This is a genomic window from Paraburkholderia aromaticivorans (genome assembly GCF_012689525.1).
Lineage (GTDB): Bacteria > Pseudomonadota > Gammaproteobacteria > Burkholderiales > Burkholderiaceae > Paraburkholderia > Paraburkholderia aromaticivorans_A.
Genome location: NZ_CP051516.1, coordinates 603,652 through 616,551 on the forward strand (window position 1 = coordinate 603,652; position 12,900 = coordinate 616,551).

Genomic DNA, 12,900 nt, shown 5'->3' on the forward strand with positions numbered 1-12,900 from the left:
CCAATGACTCAAACGGCCCGGTCGTGATAATGCGCATTGAACAACGGCCCTTGCACGAAACGCACGTCGTACTGCTGCAACGCCTCGAATTGCGTTTCATCCACGACACGGTTGAAGATCAGCGGAATCCGCAACCGGCCTGCATAACCCACTAGCGGTTTAACCGTGGCATCGCGCAAAGCGGTCCCTGCATCCATCTTGAGAAAGTCGAGCCGCGCGGTCTCCGACACCGACAGAATCTGCCCCGCGTTGGACAGATTGCCCGCCACCTTGAAGCCATAGTGCTGGTAGCTCTTGGTCAAATAGCCGAGAAAGGTCTTGTGCGCAACCGCCGCAGCCGGCAACTCGATGACCACCCGCGACGGGTTCAATCCGAACGACACCAGCACGCTCGAAAAATGCCGCCCGTGGTCGTACTTCACGCTCTTGAGCAGCCGCTCGTGCACGCGCAGAAACAGCATTCCATGCCGTTGCGCGCCAAAGAAATTGATGGCGTGCAGCGCACGTGACATGCGGTCGAGCGCGACCAACTCCTGATCGTCGGCGATACGGTCGAACGGATCGAACACGTCGAACGGCGCCGCGTCGAGCCGGTGCGTGACGGCCTGGAAGCCGAGTTCATCGCCGAAACGGTCCACTCCCTCGACCCCCGACGAAAGCGACTGCGCCAACGCATGCACGCTGATATCGAAGATCGGCTCGTAGGCACTGGCGAGTTCGAAGCCGTCGAATTGCGCCAGCGCGACGTCGTGATGCAAGCCTTGCCCCATCACCAGATGCTCGCCGAGAAACGGATGATCGGCGGAGCGGGCAATGAGGTTGGGGATGGTCGGCGGAATCATGTAGACGTGTGAATGGCGATAGAGAGGCGCTCGGCGCGGCAACTCGACGCTTTGCCGCATCCATTGATGGTAGCAGTCTGCGCCGTGCTCACATGAACAAATTGCTCATAACGTTATCCGCCGAACGCTTGTGCCGACGGGCCGTCCGAGGTTTTCAGGCGACTTTTCAGGGTTTACGTTAATTTCACTATACGTAATTCGTTTTACTATACGTAACTTGCGATGCGGCTGCGATCACGCGCTGGCTTGTGCCGTGCGCGCAGTCGAGGCGCCGATCACAGGCGCTTTCCGGCAGTGTTCAGCCCCACCGCAACCAACGAACAATCCATCCAGTCAGCATCAGGAGACGACCCAATGAGCGCGAAACCGGCCGCGGCCGCCGCCAATGTGATCGAAGTCGAGCACGTGCTCGGCGAAACGCATCACCCGGCATTCCAGTTGCTGCTGCTCGCGCTATGCGGGCTGTGCCTCGTGATCGACGGCTTCGACGCGCAGGCGATGGGCTACGTCGCGCCGAGCGTGATCGGAGAATGGCACGTGTCGAAGGCGGCGCTCGGTCCGGTGTTCAGCGCCAGCCTGTTCGGCATGCTGCTCGGCGCGCTCGGGTTGTCGGTGCTGGCGGACCGCATCGGCCGCCGTCCGGTGCTGATCGGGTCGACCTTCTTCTTCGCGCTGTCGATGCTGGCCACGCCTTTTGTCACCACGATCCCCGCGTTGATCGCGCTGCGCTTCATCACCGGTCTAGGGCTCGGCTGCATCATGCCGAACGCGATGGCGCTGGTCGGTGAATTCTCGACCCCCGCGCATCGCGTCAAGCGCATGATGCTGGTGTCGTGCGGCTTCACGCTGGGCGCGGCGCTCGGCGGCTTCATCAGCGCCGCGCTGATTCCGGCATACGGCTGGCGCGCGGTCTTTTGGGTGGGCGGCACGGTGCCGCTGCTGCTCGCGCTGGCGATGCTTGCCGCGTTGCCGGAGTCGCTGCAATTCCTCGTTCTCAAGGGCCGCAGCGAGCGCGCGCTGCGCTGGCTCGCGAAGTTCAACCCGGCGCTGCCGATCGACGCGAACACGCGCCTCGTCGTGCGTGAGAAGGGCAACGGCGGCGCGCCGGTCGCCGAACTGTTCCGCGCCGGCCGCGGTCCGGTAACCTTGATTTTGTGGGCGATCAGCTTCATGAACCTGATCGATCTGTACTTCCTGTCGAACTGGCTGCCCACCGTGATGCGCGACGCCGGCTATTCGCCGGGCACGGCGGTGATCGTCGGCACGGTGTTGCAAACGGGTGGCGTGGTCGGCACCTTGCTGCTCGGCTGGTTCATCGAACGTTTTGGTTTTGTGCGCGTGCTGTTCGTGTGTTTCGCGGGCGCGGCGCTGGCGGTCGGCACGATCGGCACGGTGGCGCATGCGTTGCCGTGGCTGCTGCTCGTGGTGTTCGCGGGCGGCTTCTGCGTGGTCGGCGGACAACCGGCGGTCAACGCGCTGGCCGGCCATTTTTATCCGACCCCGCTGCGCTCGACCGGGATCGGCTGGAGCCTCGGCATCGGCCGGATCGGCTCGGTGATCGGGCCGCTGATCGGCGGTCAACTGATCGCGCTGAACTGGTCGAATGCGTCGCTGTTTCATGCGGCGGCTCTGCCGGTGCTGTGCTCCGCGCTGCTGGTGATCGCGCTGGCGGCCGCGACGCGCCAACGCGGCCAGCCGTCCGAGCCGCGGACCGCATGAGATGACGAGATCGAGTATCAACGGAGAACCTAGCATGGATACCCAAACCCGTACGCCGCACACCGCCAACTCGCGGCTCGAAATCGAGCCGGGCTATCAGTCGGGCTTCGCGAACGAATTCGCCACCGAGGCCTTGCCGGGCGCGTTGCCGGAAGGCCGCAATTCGCCGCAGCGCGCGGCTTATGGTCTATACGCTGAACAACTGTCGGGCACGGCGTTCACTGCGCCTCGAGGCCATAATCGCCGCTCGTGGTTGTACCGGATTCGTCCGGCGGCGGTGCACCTGCCGTTCACGCAACTGCCTTCAGAGCGGCTCGTCGCCAACTTCGCCGAGGTGCCGCCGACGCCGCCCAACCAGTTGCGTTGGGACGCGTTGCCGATGCCGGCCGAGCCGACCGACTTCATCGACGGCTGGGTGACGATGGCGGGCAACGGCGCGGCCGAGTCGATGAACGGCTGCGCGATTCACCTGTACGCGGCGAACCGCTCGATGCAGGACCGCTTCTTCTATACCGCCGACGGTGAACTGCTGATCGTGCCGCAGGAAGGACGCCTGCACATCGCCACCGAGTTCGGCAAGCTCGACGTCGAGCCGTTCGAGATCGCGGTGATTCCGCGCGGCGTGCGCTTCGCGGTGAGCTTGCCGGACGGCACGGCGCGCGGCTACATCTGTGAGAATTTCGGGGCGTTGCTGCGGTTGCCGGATCTCGGTCCGATCGGCTCGAACGGGCTCGCCAATCCGCGTGACTTCCTCACGCCGCACGCGGCCTACGAAGACCGTGAAGGCGACTTCGAACTCGTCGTCAAGATGAACGGCAACCTGTGGCGCGCGGACATCGGCCACTCGCCACTCGACGTGGTGGCATGGCACGGCAATTACGCGCCGTACAAGTACGATCTGCGCCGCTTCAACACGATCGGCTCGATCAGCTTCGATCATCCGGATCCGTCGATCTTCCTCGTGCTGCAATCGCAAAGCGACACGCCGGGCGTCGATACGATCGACTTCGTGATTTTCCCTCCGCGCTGGCTCGCCGCCGAAGATACCTTCCGCCCGCCCTGGTTCCATCGCAACGTCGCGAGCGAGTTCATGGGCCTCGTGCACGGCGTGTACGACGCCAAGGCCGAAGGTTTCGTGCCGGGCGGCGCGAGCCTGCATAACTGCATGTCGGGTCACGGCCCGGACGCGGAAACGTTCGAGAAAGCCTCGCATGGCGATACGTCGACGCCGAAGAAAGTCGGTGACACGATGGCCTTCATGATCGAGACACGCACGCTGATCAAACCGACGCGCTTTGCGCTCGAAACGGCGCAATTGCAAGCGCATTACTACGAGTGCTGGCAAGGTCTCAAGAAACACTTCAACCCGGAGCAACGATGAACGCATTGAGCGATCTTCAGGCGACGCTCGATCCGTCGCGCAAGAGTTGGGTCGAGTCGGCCAACCATTCGGCCAACGATTTTTCGATTCAGAATCTGCCGTTCGGCGTTTTTAGCGACACCTTGAATGCGACACGCCGCGTGGGCGTCGCGATCGGCGACAGCATCGTCGACCTGGCCGCCCTTGAAAGCGCGGGTCTGCTGAGCGTGCCTTCATCGGGCGCGGGCGACAGCGTGTTTGTGCGCGACGCGCTGAACGATTTCATCGCACTCGGCCGTGACGTATGGCGTAGCGTGCGCATTCAGTTGAGCAAGCTGCTGTCGCGCGATAACGCGACGCTGCGCGACGACGCCGAACTGCGCAGCCGCGCGCTGATCCGCCAGGCCGACGCGCAATTGCATCTGCCGGTGCAGATTCCGGGCTACACCGATTTCTATTCGTCGAAGGAGCACGCGACGAACGTCGGCTCCATGTTCCGCGATCCGAAGAATGCGCTGCTGCCGAACTGGTCGGAGATGCCGATCGGTTACAACGGACGCGCGTCGTCGGTGGTGGTGAGTGGCACGCCGGTGCGTCGTCCTAACGGGCAGTTGAAGCTGCCGGATCAGGAGCGTCCCGTGTTCGGCGCGTGCCGCAAGCTGGATATCGAACTGGAAACCGGCTTCGTGATCGGCGCGGGCAATGCCTTGGGCGAGCCGGTTGCAAGCACGGATGCCGAAGCGCATATCTTCGGCATGGTGCTGCTGAACGACTGGAGCGCGCGCGATATTCAGAAATGGGAATACGTGCCGCTCGGACCGTTCAACGCAAAGACCTTCGCGACCACGATCTCGCCGTGGATCGTGACGCTCGACGCGCTCGAACCGTTCCGCGTCGCGCAGCCCGTGCAGGAACCGCAGCCGCTCGCGTACCTGCGCCACGACGGCGAGCACGCATTCGATATCACGCTGGAAGTGACGCTGCGCCCGCAGCAGGCGAAGCAGCCGAGCACGATTTCGCGGACCAACTTCAAGCACATGTACTGGACGATGGCGCAGCAGCTCACGCATCACACGGTATCGGGCTGCAATACGCGCGTGGGCGACCTGATGGGCTCGGGCACGATCAGTGGACCGACCGAAGATTCGTTCGGCAGCCTGTTGGAGTTGACGTGGAACGGCAAGAAGCCGCTGGAGTTGCAGGAAGGCGGCACGCGCAGTTTCATCGAAGATGGCGACGAGCTGACGCTGGCCGGCTGGTGCCAGGGTGAGGGTTATCGTGTGGGTTTTGGCACGTGCGTCGGGGAAATTTTGCCGGCGCTGAAGTAAGGCTGTCATAGCGGGCGAGGCGCCCGCTACGGGCATGACGAAAAACGGGGAAGCCACGATAAATGGCTTCCCCGTTTTGCTATCCACGTAGCATCTTGCTTCGCCGGAGCATGCTGATCGATCCGCAATTCGCACCGACGCACGCCGTCTCTCTCTCTACGCCGCCACAAGAAACGCCAAAGCCGCGGCGAGCAGCAAGTCGGCCATGGCATCATTTGCGGCGCCGCAGAGCCGCTCCTGAACCTGCCGATCAACCCGCGACCCGCACCGGCGCACGTCGTCTTTCCCACCAGACCGACACAAGAAACGCCAACGCCGCAGCAAGCAGCACAGCGACCATCGCGTCGTTACCGACACCCTTCATCAGCGCGCCAGCCACCAGCGGGCCGCCGAAACTCGCCGCGCTCCACGCCGCGCCCACCAGAGAACTGGCCGACACCAGCGCGACACCGCGAAAGCGTTCGCCGCAGGCAACCAGCGACAGCGTATAAATCGCGCCTGCTGCCGCGCCGAGCACGTATAGCAACGGCCAGCACAGCCACGGTGTAGTCATCGCCCACGGCAGCAAGGGCAGCAGCGCCACGACGATCACACCGCAACCGATATGCACGCGTTCGCGGCCGAGCCGGTCGGCAAGCCAGCCGATCGGGAATTGCATCGTCGTATCGCCGAGCAGCAGCGCCGACGCGAACAGCACGGCCACTTCGCTCGTGATGCCGTGCGACATCGCGAAGAGCGGCAGCAGCGAGAGCGCGATCGTGTCGAACAATGCAAAGAAGCCGGTGCCGATCACGAGCGCCGGCATCTGCGGCAAAACATGACGCCAACTGCCGTGCGCCGCGTGCTCATCCTCCGACGCTTGCGGCGTCTTTCGGATCGTGGCGAGCATCGGCAGCGCCAGCAGGAAGATCACGCCGCAAATCAGGAAGCGCCACTGCGTGAAGCCGGCGATCTGACTCACCAGCACGGGACCAGCCATCTGGAACAGCGTGAAGTTGGTCGCGTAGATAGCGATGACGCGGCCGCGCGTGGCGTCGTCGGCCAACTGGTTGACCCAGGCTTCGCCGATCGTGAAGAGGAGCATCAGCGCCGCGCCGCACAACACACGCAACACGGCCCAAAGCCAGAGGTTCGAGGTGAGTTGCATCAGCGCGGTGGCGAACGCCACCACCAGCACGGCGCCCACGATCACCTGGCGGCCGCCGAAACGCGCCGCGATCCATCCCGCGAGCGGCACGATGACGAGCCCGCCGCCCGCTTGCGCGGCGGTCAGCAGGCCGACCACGTCGGTGCCATAGCCGGCTTGCGTGAGCGCGAGGGCGGTGAGGGGAAGCGTCGCGCCGCTGCCGAGTCCGACGACGGCGACGCTGAGGATCAAAGCGAGGAAATCGCGAGTGAAGATGACTTTCATCGGCCGAGATGCTACTACGGCCGTGAGTCATCCGCACCTGCGTGCGGTTCGCGACGAGCGTACAGAGCGTACAAACAGGCGGTTAGGCCGCCATCGCCAAGCGTTGCGCGCGCCGGTCGATCGACACCGACCACAGCGTCAGCACCAGCGCACCGATCGAAGTCGCCACGCCGACCCACGGCAGCGTCGTAAGCGGCGCGCCCGCGCCGATCGCCATGCCGCCGAGCCAGGCGCCCGTCGCATTGCCGAGGTTGAAGGCGCCCTGGTTCAAGGTCGAGGCCAGATTCGGCGCATGGCTCGCGCGGTCGACGATCAGCATTTGCAGCGGCGGCACGATCGCGAAGGCCAGAATGCCCCACACGAAAATCGTGATCATCGCCGGGATCTCCGAATGCATGGTGCCGGCGAAGATGGTCAGGATCACAACGATAGCCAGCAGAAACGCCACCAGCGAAGGCATCAGCCGCCAGTCGGCGAGCTTGCCGCCGAGCGTGCTGCCCACCGTCAGGCCGAGGCCGAACAGCAGCAATACAAGCGTGACCGCGTGCGGCGTAAAGCCGGTCACGTCTTCGAGAATCGGCGTGATGTACGTGAAGGTGGAAAATAGGCTCGCCGACGCGAGCACGCTGATGCCGAGCACCATCAGCACTTGCGGGTTCTTCAACACGCTGAATTCGCGGACGAGGCTGGCCTTCTGCATTTCGATCTTCGCCGGCAGGCACACAGCGAGCGCGGCCGCCGCGACGACGCCGATGCCCGTCACCGCCCAGAAGGTGGCGCGCCAGCCCACCGCCTGGCCGAGCGCGGTGCCGAGCGGCACGCCCAGCACGTTGGCGAGCGTGAGGCCCGTGAACATCAACGCGATGGCTTGCGCGCGGCGGTTCGGGGCGACGAGGCCCGCAGCGACCACCGAGCCGATGCCGAAGAACGCGCCGTGACAGAACGCCGTCACGATGCGAGCGGCCATCAGCACCGCGTAGCCCGGCGCAACCGCGCACAGCAGATTGCCGACGATGAACACGCCGATCAGGCTCATCAGCGCCTTCTTGCGCGGCATGTTGGCGACCGCGATCGCAACGATTGGCGCGCCGATGGTGACGCCGAGCGCGTAGGCCGACACCAGCATGCCGGCCGCCGGGATCGACACGGACAGATCGCGCGCGACATCGGGCAGCAGCCCCATGATCACGAATTCGGTGGTACCGATTCCAAACGCGGCAACGGCAAGGGCAAGCAGGGGTAAAGGCATGGCGAAGGGGCGTGAATCGGCGCGACGGGAAGCGCCGCGCGGCCGGCGCGCGTTTTCGGGGCGAAAACGCGTGCGCCGTACAGGGGTAAAACAGTAGGGGATTCTACCTAAGTCAAAACGGGCTTGCTGATCGTCGGCGCAGGTGTTGTTTTTTGCTGAAAGCCACGGCGGGGCGGGCTTCGTCGCGTGTCTAGCGCTTGCTGGCGTCGGGGCCGAGCGTGTTGCCGTGGCGGCCGGCGCCGCCGGCGAAATGCGCGGCGCCGGCCACGCCTTCGTCGAAGACCGCTTGATAGCCGCCGGCGCCTTCGCGGCGCAGCGCTTCGGCGACATCGTCGAGCATGCTGTTTTCCAGCACCGAGCGGCGGTCGGCGAGCAGCGCAGCCTGCGGAAATGCGGCCAGTTCGGCGGCCAGCTGCTCGGCCGCCGCGCGTGCCGTGCCCTTGGGTACGACGCGATTGGCGAGACCGAAGCTGAGCGCTTCCTGCGCACTCACCGCACGGCCGGTCAGGATCAGGTCCAGCGCACGTGACAGGCCGATCAAGCGTGGCAAGCGGATCGTGCCGCCGTCGATCAGCGGAATTCCGACGCGTCGGCAGAACACGCCGAGCACCGCGTCGTCCTCGACGACTCTGAGATCGCACAGCGCCGCCAGCTCCAGCCCGCCCGCCACCGCATAGCCGGCAATCGCGGCGACGACGGGCTTGCTGAAGCTCATGCGCGTCGGTCCCATCGGGCCGGGGCCGCTGCCGTCCGCGTGCAGTTCGTTGCGACGGGTGTCGTCGGCGAGGGCGGTCAGGTCCGCGCCGGCGCAGAAAGTGCCGCCCGCACCGAACAGCACCGCCGCGCGCCAGGCCGGCTCCGCCTCGAAGCGGGCGAACGCGGCGCTGAGCGCCTCAGCGACAGGACGATCCACGGCATTTCGACGCGCGGGACGCTCAAGGACGATCGTGGCCACGCCGATATCCTGATTAGCTTCGATGCGCACGTGGTCATTGAAATTTTGCGTGGTTATCATCGTCGTCACCGTAGAAGTCATCAGCGTCTGCCCGCTCGTTGCGGGTTTGTGAGCAGTGTGCTCATGCAGAGTAATTAATACCGTGGTCTGTCATGCTTCTTACACAATCGGCTCGTAGCGTAAGCGCTCTCCTAACACGCTGGCGTCTTTTCGCCAGCTTATCGAGCCTGCCTTTGCCCTTGTCCAATTCATCGTCAGCCGCCGCGCCGGCTTGTGCCGAGACGGTCTGGACCGTGCCTCTGCAAGAGCATCCATGGTACGACCATGTGCGCCTGAAACGCGTCTTCGTCACGGACGGCACGCGGCATCAGGTCGTACTCGTCGACGTGCGCAAGCTGCTCGCTTGCGCCGATCGCGACAATACCGATTACGTGCTGAAACCGGTCGCCGAATGGCATTCGGGCAAGGTACGCGGCATTCGCGAGTTTCTCGATCCAGAGAACCCGCGTATTCCGCAGATGCCGTACGTGACCATTTCGACGCGTCGCGCGCCGGGTCTGCTCGGTTGGTTCGGACTGGAGCGCGAAGGCGTGGTGGCGTTTCGCAACGGCCAGCATCGTGCGCGCTATCTGGCCGATGCGGGCGCGCGCTGGTTTCCGGTGGAAGTGCACGAGCGTGAGGCGACCTTGCTGCGCGATCTCTGCGGCGCCGCGGACGACGCGCGCACGGTGGTCCGCGCGACGCCGCTGAACACCGGCGGCGTCTAAGCGGGCGGGCGCACCACGTTGCGCGGCGTGCCGGCTTGCCACGCCGCGACGTTGTCGAGCGTGGTCTGGGCGATCTCGTTCATCGCCTCGCGCGTGAAGAACGCTTGATGCGCGGTGACGATCACGTTCGGGAACATCAACAGACGCGCGAGCACATCGTCCTGCAAGGGCAGGTTCGAGTGATCCTCGAAGAACAGGCCACCTTCTTCCTCATACACGTCGAGCCCGAGGTGGCCGAGCTGGCCATCCTTCAGGGCGCCGATCAGCGCATTGCTTTCGACGAGGCCGCCACGGCCCGTATTGATCAACATCGCGCCGCGCTTCATCTTGGCGAGCGCGGGGCCGTCGATCAAATGGTACGTGTCCGGCACCAGCGGACAATGCAGGCTGACCACGTCGGATTCGGCGAGCAGCGTGTCGAGCGGCACGTAGCGCGCGCCGAGCGCGAGCAGATCGTCGGCGGGCTTGCCGGGATCGTACGCGAGCACCTGCATGCCGAAGCCCGCCATGATGCGGCCAAATACGCGGCCGATCATGCCGGTGCCGATCACGCCCACGGTCTTGCCGTGCAGATCGAAACCGAGCAGCCCGTGCAGCGAAAAGTCGCCTTCGCGCGTACGTGCGGCGGCGCGCGGCAGGCGCCGGTTCAGCGCCAGAATCAAGCCGACCGCATGTTCGGCCACCGCGTGCGGCGAATAGGCCGGCACCCGCGCGACCGTGATGCCGAGACGCTCGGCCGTGGCCAGATCGACGTGATTGAAGCCCGCCGAGCGCAGCGCGATCATGCGCGTGCCGCCGGCATGAAGGCGCTCCAGTACCGCCGCGTCGACGTTGTCGTTGACGAACGGGCACACCACGTCGTAGCCCTGCGCGAGAATGGCCGTCTCGCTGTCGAGGTGCGACTCCTGACAGTGCACTTCATAGCGATGCGTGGCATTGGCTTCGGTGAACGTGTCGCTGTCGTACTGGCGGCTGCTGAACAGGATCATGCGCATGTCGGGCTCCGAAGAATGCGTGCCGGCGCTAAAGAGCGGACTCATGGCGCGGCGGGCGAGCAGTTCAGTATAAGTTAGCCTCGCGGACGCACTGCATTGCCATCCATTCGCCTTTGCTAAAAATCACTTTTTTGCGAAGTCAAGCGAACGTGAGTTAAAAATAATATTGACAGCCACACAGAATTACAATATTTATTAAAAAAGCAATCACAAAAAAGCATGTTCACTCTTGCTGTAATAAATTGGCCATCAGCAGACGATGTCTTTTTCAAGGCGTAAGGCAACTTCGCGAGGAAAGAGTGACTGTCGAGCTATCGGAAGACTATTTCAATACGTGCCGCTGCAGTGCGGCAAATCAGCTCGGGCGCGATTTGCGTCATCCCATTGCCATAAATTAAGTTTTCACTCAATCGCGATGCTGGTTGAGTAAAGCGTGCGTCATACTGCGACGAATTAATCTATTCGAGTTTTCGAATGGTTGTTCAGTCTCCTGCTAATAAACCCGTCAATCGGCGAGCCAACATGATCGGTGAATTGCTGAGGTCTCAACCGGAGATCGCGCTGTTCGCAAGCCTTGCAATTGGATATTTCATTGGTTCGTTCCGCATCGGTCCGATTCAGCTCGGCGGCGTGTGCGGCACGTTGATCGTCGCGTTGTTGTTGGGCCAGACAGGCGCGCGCATCGCCCCGGATCTGAAGAACATCGCGTTCGCGCTGTTCATCTTCGCGCTGGGCTTTACCGGCGGCCCGCAGTTCTTCGCCAACATCGGCCGCGGCTGGCGCTACGGGTTGCTGTCGGTGGTCGAGATCGTCTCGGTGCTGCTGCTGATCATGATCGCGGTGGCCGTCATGCGGCTCGATGCCGGCACCGCGGCCGGTCTGCTGGCCGGCGCGGCGACGGAGTCGGCGGTGATCGGCACGGCGTCCGAGGCGATCGCCAAGCTCGGCTTCGGCGACGCGGAAGCGGTCCGCCTGCAGGCCAACATCGTGACCGCGTACAGCGTGAGTTACCTGTTCGGCCTGATCACCATCGTGCTTTTTACCAGCCAGTTCGCGCCGCTGCTGTTGCGCGTCAACCTGCGCGATGAAGCCGAGCGCGTGTGGCGCAAGCTCGGCGGCGACGGCGCGTTCGGCGAGGGTCAGCGCGCGGCCGCGCCGGCGCTGGTGGGCCGAGCGTTTCTCGTCGGCTCGGCGGCTGGCGCGACGATCCGGGCGTTCGAACAGCAGTATGGCTTCAACCTGACGATCGAGCGCGTGCGGCGCAACGGCGCGAACGTGCCGGCCGAGCCGCAACTGACGCTTACGCCCAACGACGTCATTCTCGTGATGGGACGGCGTGAAGCGATGGTGGCGGCCGAGGCCGCTCTCGGCGACGAAGTGAGCGGCGCGGACTTCGGCCTCGTGATCGCCGAAAACGTCGACGTGGTGCTGACGCGCCGCGACCTGCATGGCCGGACAATCGCGCAGGTGCGCGAACAGGCGACGCCGGAAAACGGACGTGGCGTCTACATCTCAGCGGTCACGCGGCTCGAAACCACGGTGCCGGCGCTGCCCGGCACCGAACTGAATCGCGGCGACGTACTGACGCTGGTGGGCGCCAAGGCCGATGTCGAGCGCGGCGCGAAGCGTCTGGGCTACGTGCTCGTCGCGACGCAGAAGACCGACTTCGTCTATCTCGGACTGGGCGTGCTGGTCGGCATGGCGATCGGCCATCTCGGCGGACGGGTGGGCGGCGTGTCGGTTGCACTCGGTACGGGCGGCGGTTGTTTGCTGTCCGGGCTGCTGTTCGGCTGGATCCGTTCGCGGCATCCGCTAATCGGTTCGCTGCCTTCTGCGGCCGCGCAAATCCTCAAGGACTTTGGTCTCGCCACTTTCATTGCGGCAGTGGGTCTGTCGGCGGGACCGGACGCCATCAAGCTGGTGCGTGAATACGGTCTCGCGTTGCCGGTGGCCGGGATTCTGATGGTGCTCGTGCCGGGACTGCTGTCGTTATGGATCGGCCGCATGTTCCTCAAGCTCGAGGCGCCCATGCTGCTCGGCGCGATTGCCGGCCAGCAATGCAGCACGCCCGCGATCAGCGCGCTCGTGGGCGTCACGGGAAACTCTACCCCTGTGATCGGCTACACGATCACGTATGCACTCTCGAACATTCTGTTGCCGCTGATGGGGCCGGTAGTAGTCGGCCTCGCCGGGAAATTCCACTAGGCGGGCAGATGTGCCGGACGTGGCGCGCCATGCCACGTTCGGCCGATGCGGCAGGCGGCATGTGGCGCG

10 protein-coding genes are annotated in these 12,900 nt (G+C 64.4%); 5 read left to right on the forward strand and 5 right to left on the reverse strand.

Going from position 1 to position 12,900, the window contains the following annotated elements; genetic code table 11:
* Nucleotides 1-8 precede the first annotated feature (8 nt).
* Complete coding sequence (locus tag HF916_RS30785; protein WP_168792662.1) at nt 9-842, reverse strand: EAL domain-containing protein; 834 nt, start codon at nt 840-842, stop codon at nt 9-11.
* 354 nt (nt 843-1,196) lie between these two features.
* Between HF916_RS30785 and HF916_RS30790 the strand changes: the two genes are divergently transcribed.
* Genes HF916_RS30790 through fahA form a run of 3 tightly spaced genes read left to right on the forward strand, consistent with a single transcriptional unit; the run spans nt 1,197 to nt 5,249 of the window.
* Complete coding sequence (locus HF916_RS30790) at nt 1,197-2,561, forward strand: MFS transporter (protein ID WP_168792663.1); 1,365 nt, start codon at nt 1,197-1,199, stop codon at nt 2,559-2,561.
* A 34-nt stretch (nt 2,562-2,595) separates the two neighbouring features.
* Complete coding sequence (hmgA, locus tag HF916_RS30795; protein ID WP_168792664.1) at nt 2,596-3,942, forward strand: homogentisate 1,2-dioxygenase; 1,347 nt, start codon at nt 2,596-2,598, stop codon at nt 3,940-3,942.
* Nucleotides 3,939-5,249: a fumarylacetoacetase gene (fahA, locus tag HF916_RS30800; RefSeq protein ID WP_168792665.1), complete on the forward strand. Its 1,311-nt coding sequence runs from the start codon at nt 3,939-3,941 to the stop codon at nt 5,247-5,249. The genes hmgA and fahA overlap by 4 nt, the downstream gene beginning before the upstream one ends.
* A 250-nt stretch (nt 5,250-5,499) precedes the next feature.
* Here the strand turns inward: fahA and HF916_RS30805 are convergent, their stop codons facing one another.
* The 3 genes from HF916_RS30805 to HF916_RS30815 form a co-directional block, all read right to left on the reverse strand.
* Nucleotides 5,500-6,660: an MFS transporter gene (locus HF916_RS30805; protein WP_168792666.1), complete on the reverse strand. Its 1,161-nt coding sequence runs from the start codon at nt 6,658-6,660 to the stop codon at nt 5,500-5,502.
* An 82-nt stretch (nt 6,661-6,742) separates the two neighbouring features.
* Nucleotides 6,743-7,909, reverse strand: a complete 1,167-nt coding sequence (locus HF916_RS30810; RefSeq protein WP_168792667.1) for an MFS transporter — start codon at nt 7,907-7,909, stop codon at nt 6,743-6,745.
* A gap of 190 nt (nt 7,910-8,099) precedes the next feature.
* The gene (locus HF916_RS30815) at nt 8,100-8,924 is read right to left on the reverse strand and encodes a crotonase/enoyl-CoA hydratase family protein (RefSeq protein ID WP_168792668.1); all 825 of its coding nucleotides are present in this window, start codon (nt 8,922-8,924) and stop codon (nt 8,100-8,102) included.
* A gap of 92 nt (nt 8,925-9,016) precedes the next feature.
* Here HF916_RS30815 and HF916_RS30820 point away from each other — a divergent pair, with 92 nt between their 5' ends.
* On the forward strand, nt 9,017-9,631 hold the full coding sequence (locus HF916_RS30820; protein WP_168792669.1) for a plasmid fertility inhibition factor family protein: 615 nt from the start codon (nt 9,017-9,019) through the stop codon (nt 9,629-9,631).
* On the opposite strand, the gene HF916_RS30825 is transcribed toward HF916_RS30820, so the two are convergent.
* Nucleotides 9,628-10,626 carry a 2-hydroxyacid dehydrogenase gene (locus HF916_RS30825; RefSeq protein ID WP_168792670.1) on the reverse strand — a complete coding sequence of 333 codons (999 nt, stop codon included), beginning with the start codon at nt 10,624-10,626 and terminating at the stop codon, nt 9,628-9,630. The two genes, HF916_RS30820 and HF916_RS30825, sit on opposite strands and share 4 nt — an antisense overlap.
* A 522-nt stretch (nt 10,627-11,148) precedes the next feature.
* Between HF916_RS30825 and aspT the strand changes: the two genes are divergently transcribed.
* Complete coding sequence (aspT, locus tag HF916_RS30830; RefSeq protein ID WP_168792671.1) at nt 11,149-12,831, forward strand: aspartate-alanine antiporter; 1,683 nt, start codon at nt 11,149-11,151, stop codon at nt 12,829-12,831.
* Nucleotides 12,832-12,900 lie beyond the last annotated feature (69 nt).

Excerpts from the sequence above, each read along its gene's own strand:
- HF916_RS30785 (WP_168792662.1), bottom strand. The coding sequence starts at position 842 with ATGATTCCGCCGACCATCCCCAACCTCATTGCCCGCTCCGCCGATCAT.
- HF916_RS30790 (WP_168792663.1), top strand. The coding sequence starts at position 1,197 with ATGAGCGCGAAACCGGCCGCGGCCGCCGCCAATGTGATCGAAGTCGAG.
- hmgA (WP_168792664.1), top strand. The coding sequence starts at position 2,596 with ATGGATACCCAAACCCGTACGCCGCACACCGCCAACTCGCGGCTCGAA.
- fahA (WP_168792665.1), top strand. The coding sequence starts at position 3,939 with ATGAACGCATTGAGCGATCTTCAGGCGACGCTCGATCCGTCGCGCAAG.
- HF916_RS30805 (WP_168792666.1), bottom strand. The coding sequence starts at position 6,660 with ATGAAAGTCATCTTCACTCGCGATTTCCTCGCTTTGATCCTCAGCGTC.
- HF916_RS30810 (WP_168792667.1), bottom strand. The coding sequence starts at position 7,909 with ATGCCTTTACCCCTGCTTGCCCTTGCCGTTGCCGCGTTTGGAATCGGT.
- HF916_RS30815 (WP_168792668.1), bottom strand. The coding sequence starts at position 8,924 with ATGATAACCACGCAAAATTTCAATGACCACGTGCGCATCGAAGCTAAT.
- HF916_RS30820 (WP_168792669.1), top strand. The coding sequence starts at position 9,017 with ATGCTTCTTACACAATCGGCTCGTAGCGTAAGCGCTCTCCTAACACGC.
- HF916_RS30825 (WP_168792670.1), bottom strand. The coding sequence starts at position 10,626 with ATGCGCATGATCCTGTTCAGCAGCCGCCAGTACGACAGCGACACGTTC.
- aspT (WP_168792671.1), top strand. The coding sequence starts at position 11,149 with ATGATCGGTGAATTGCTGAGGTCTCAACCGGAGATCGCGCTGTTCGCA.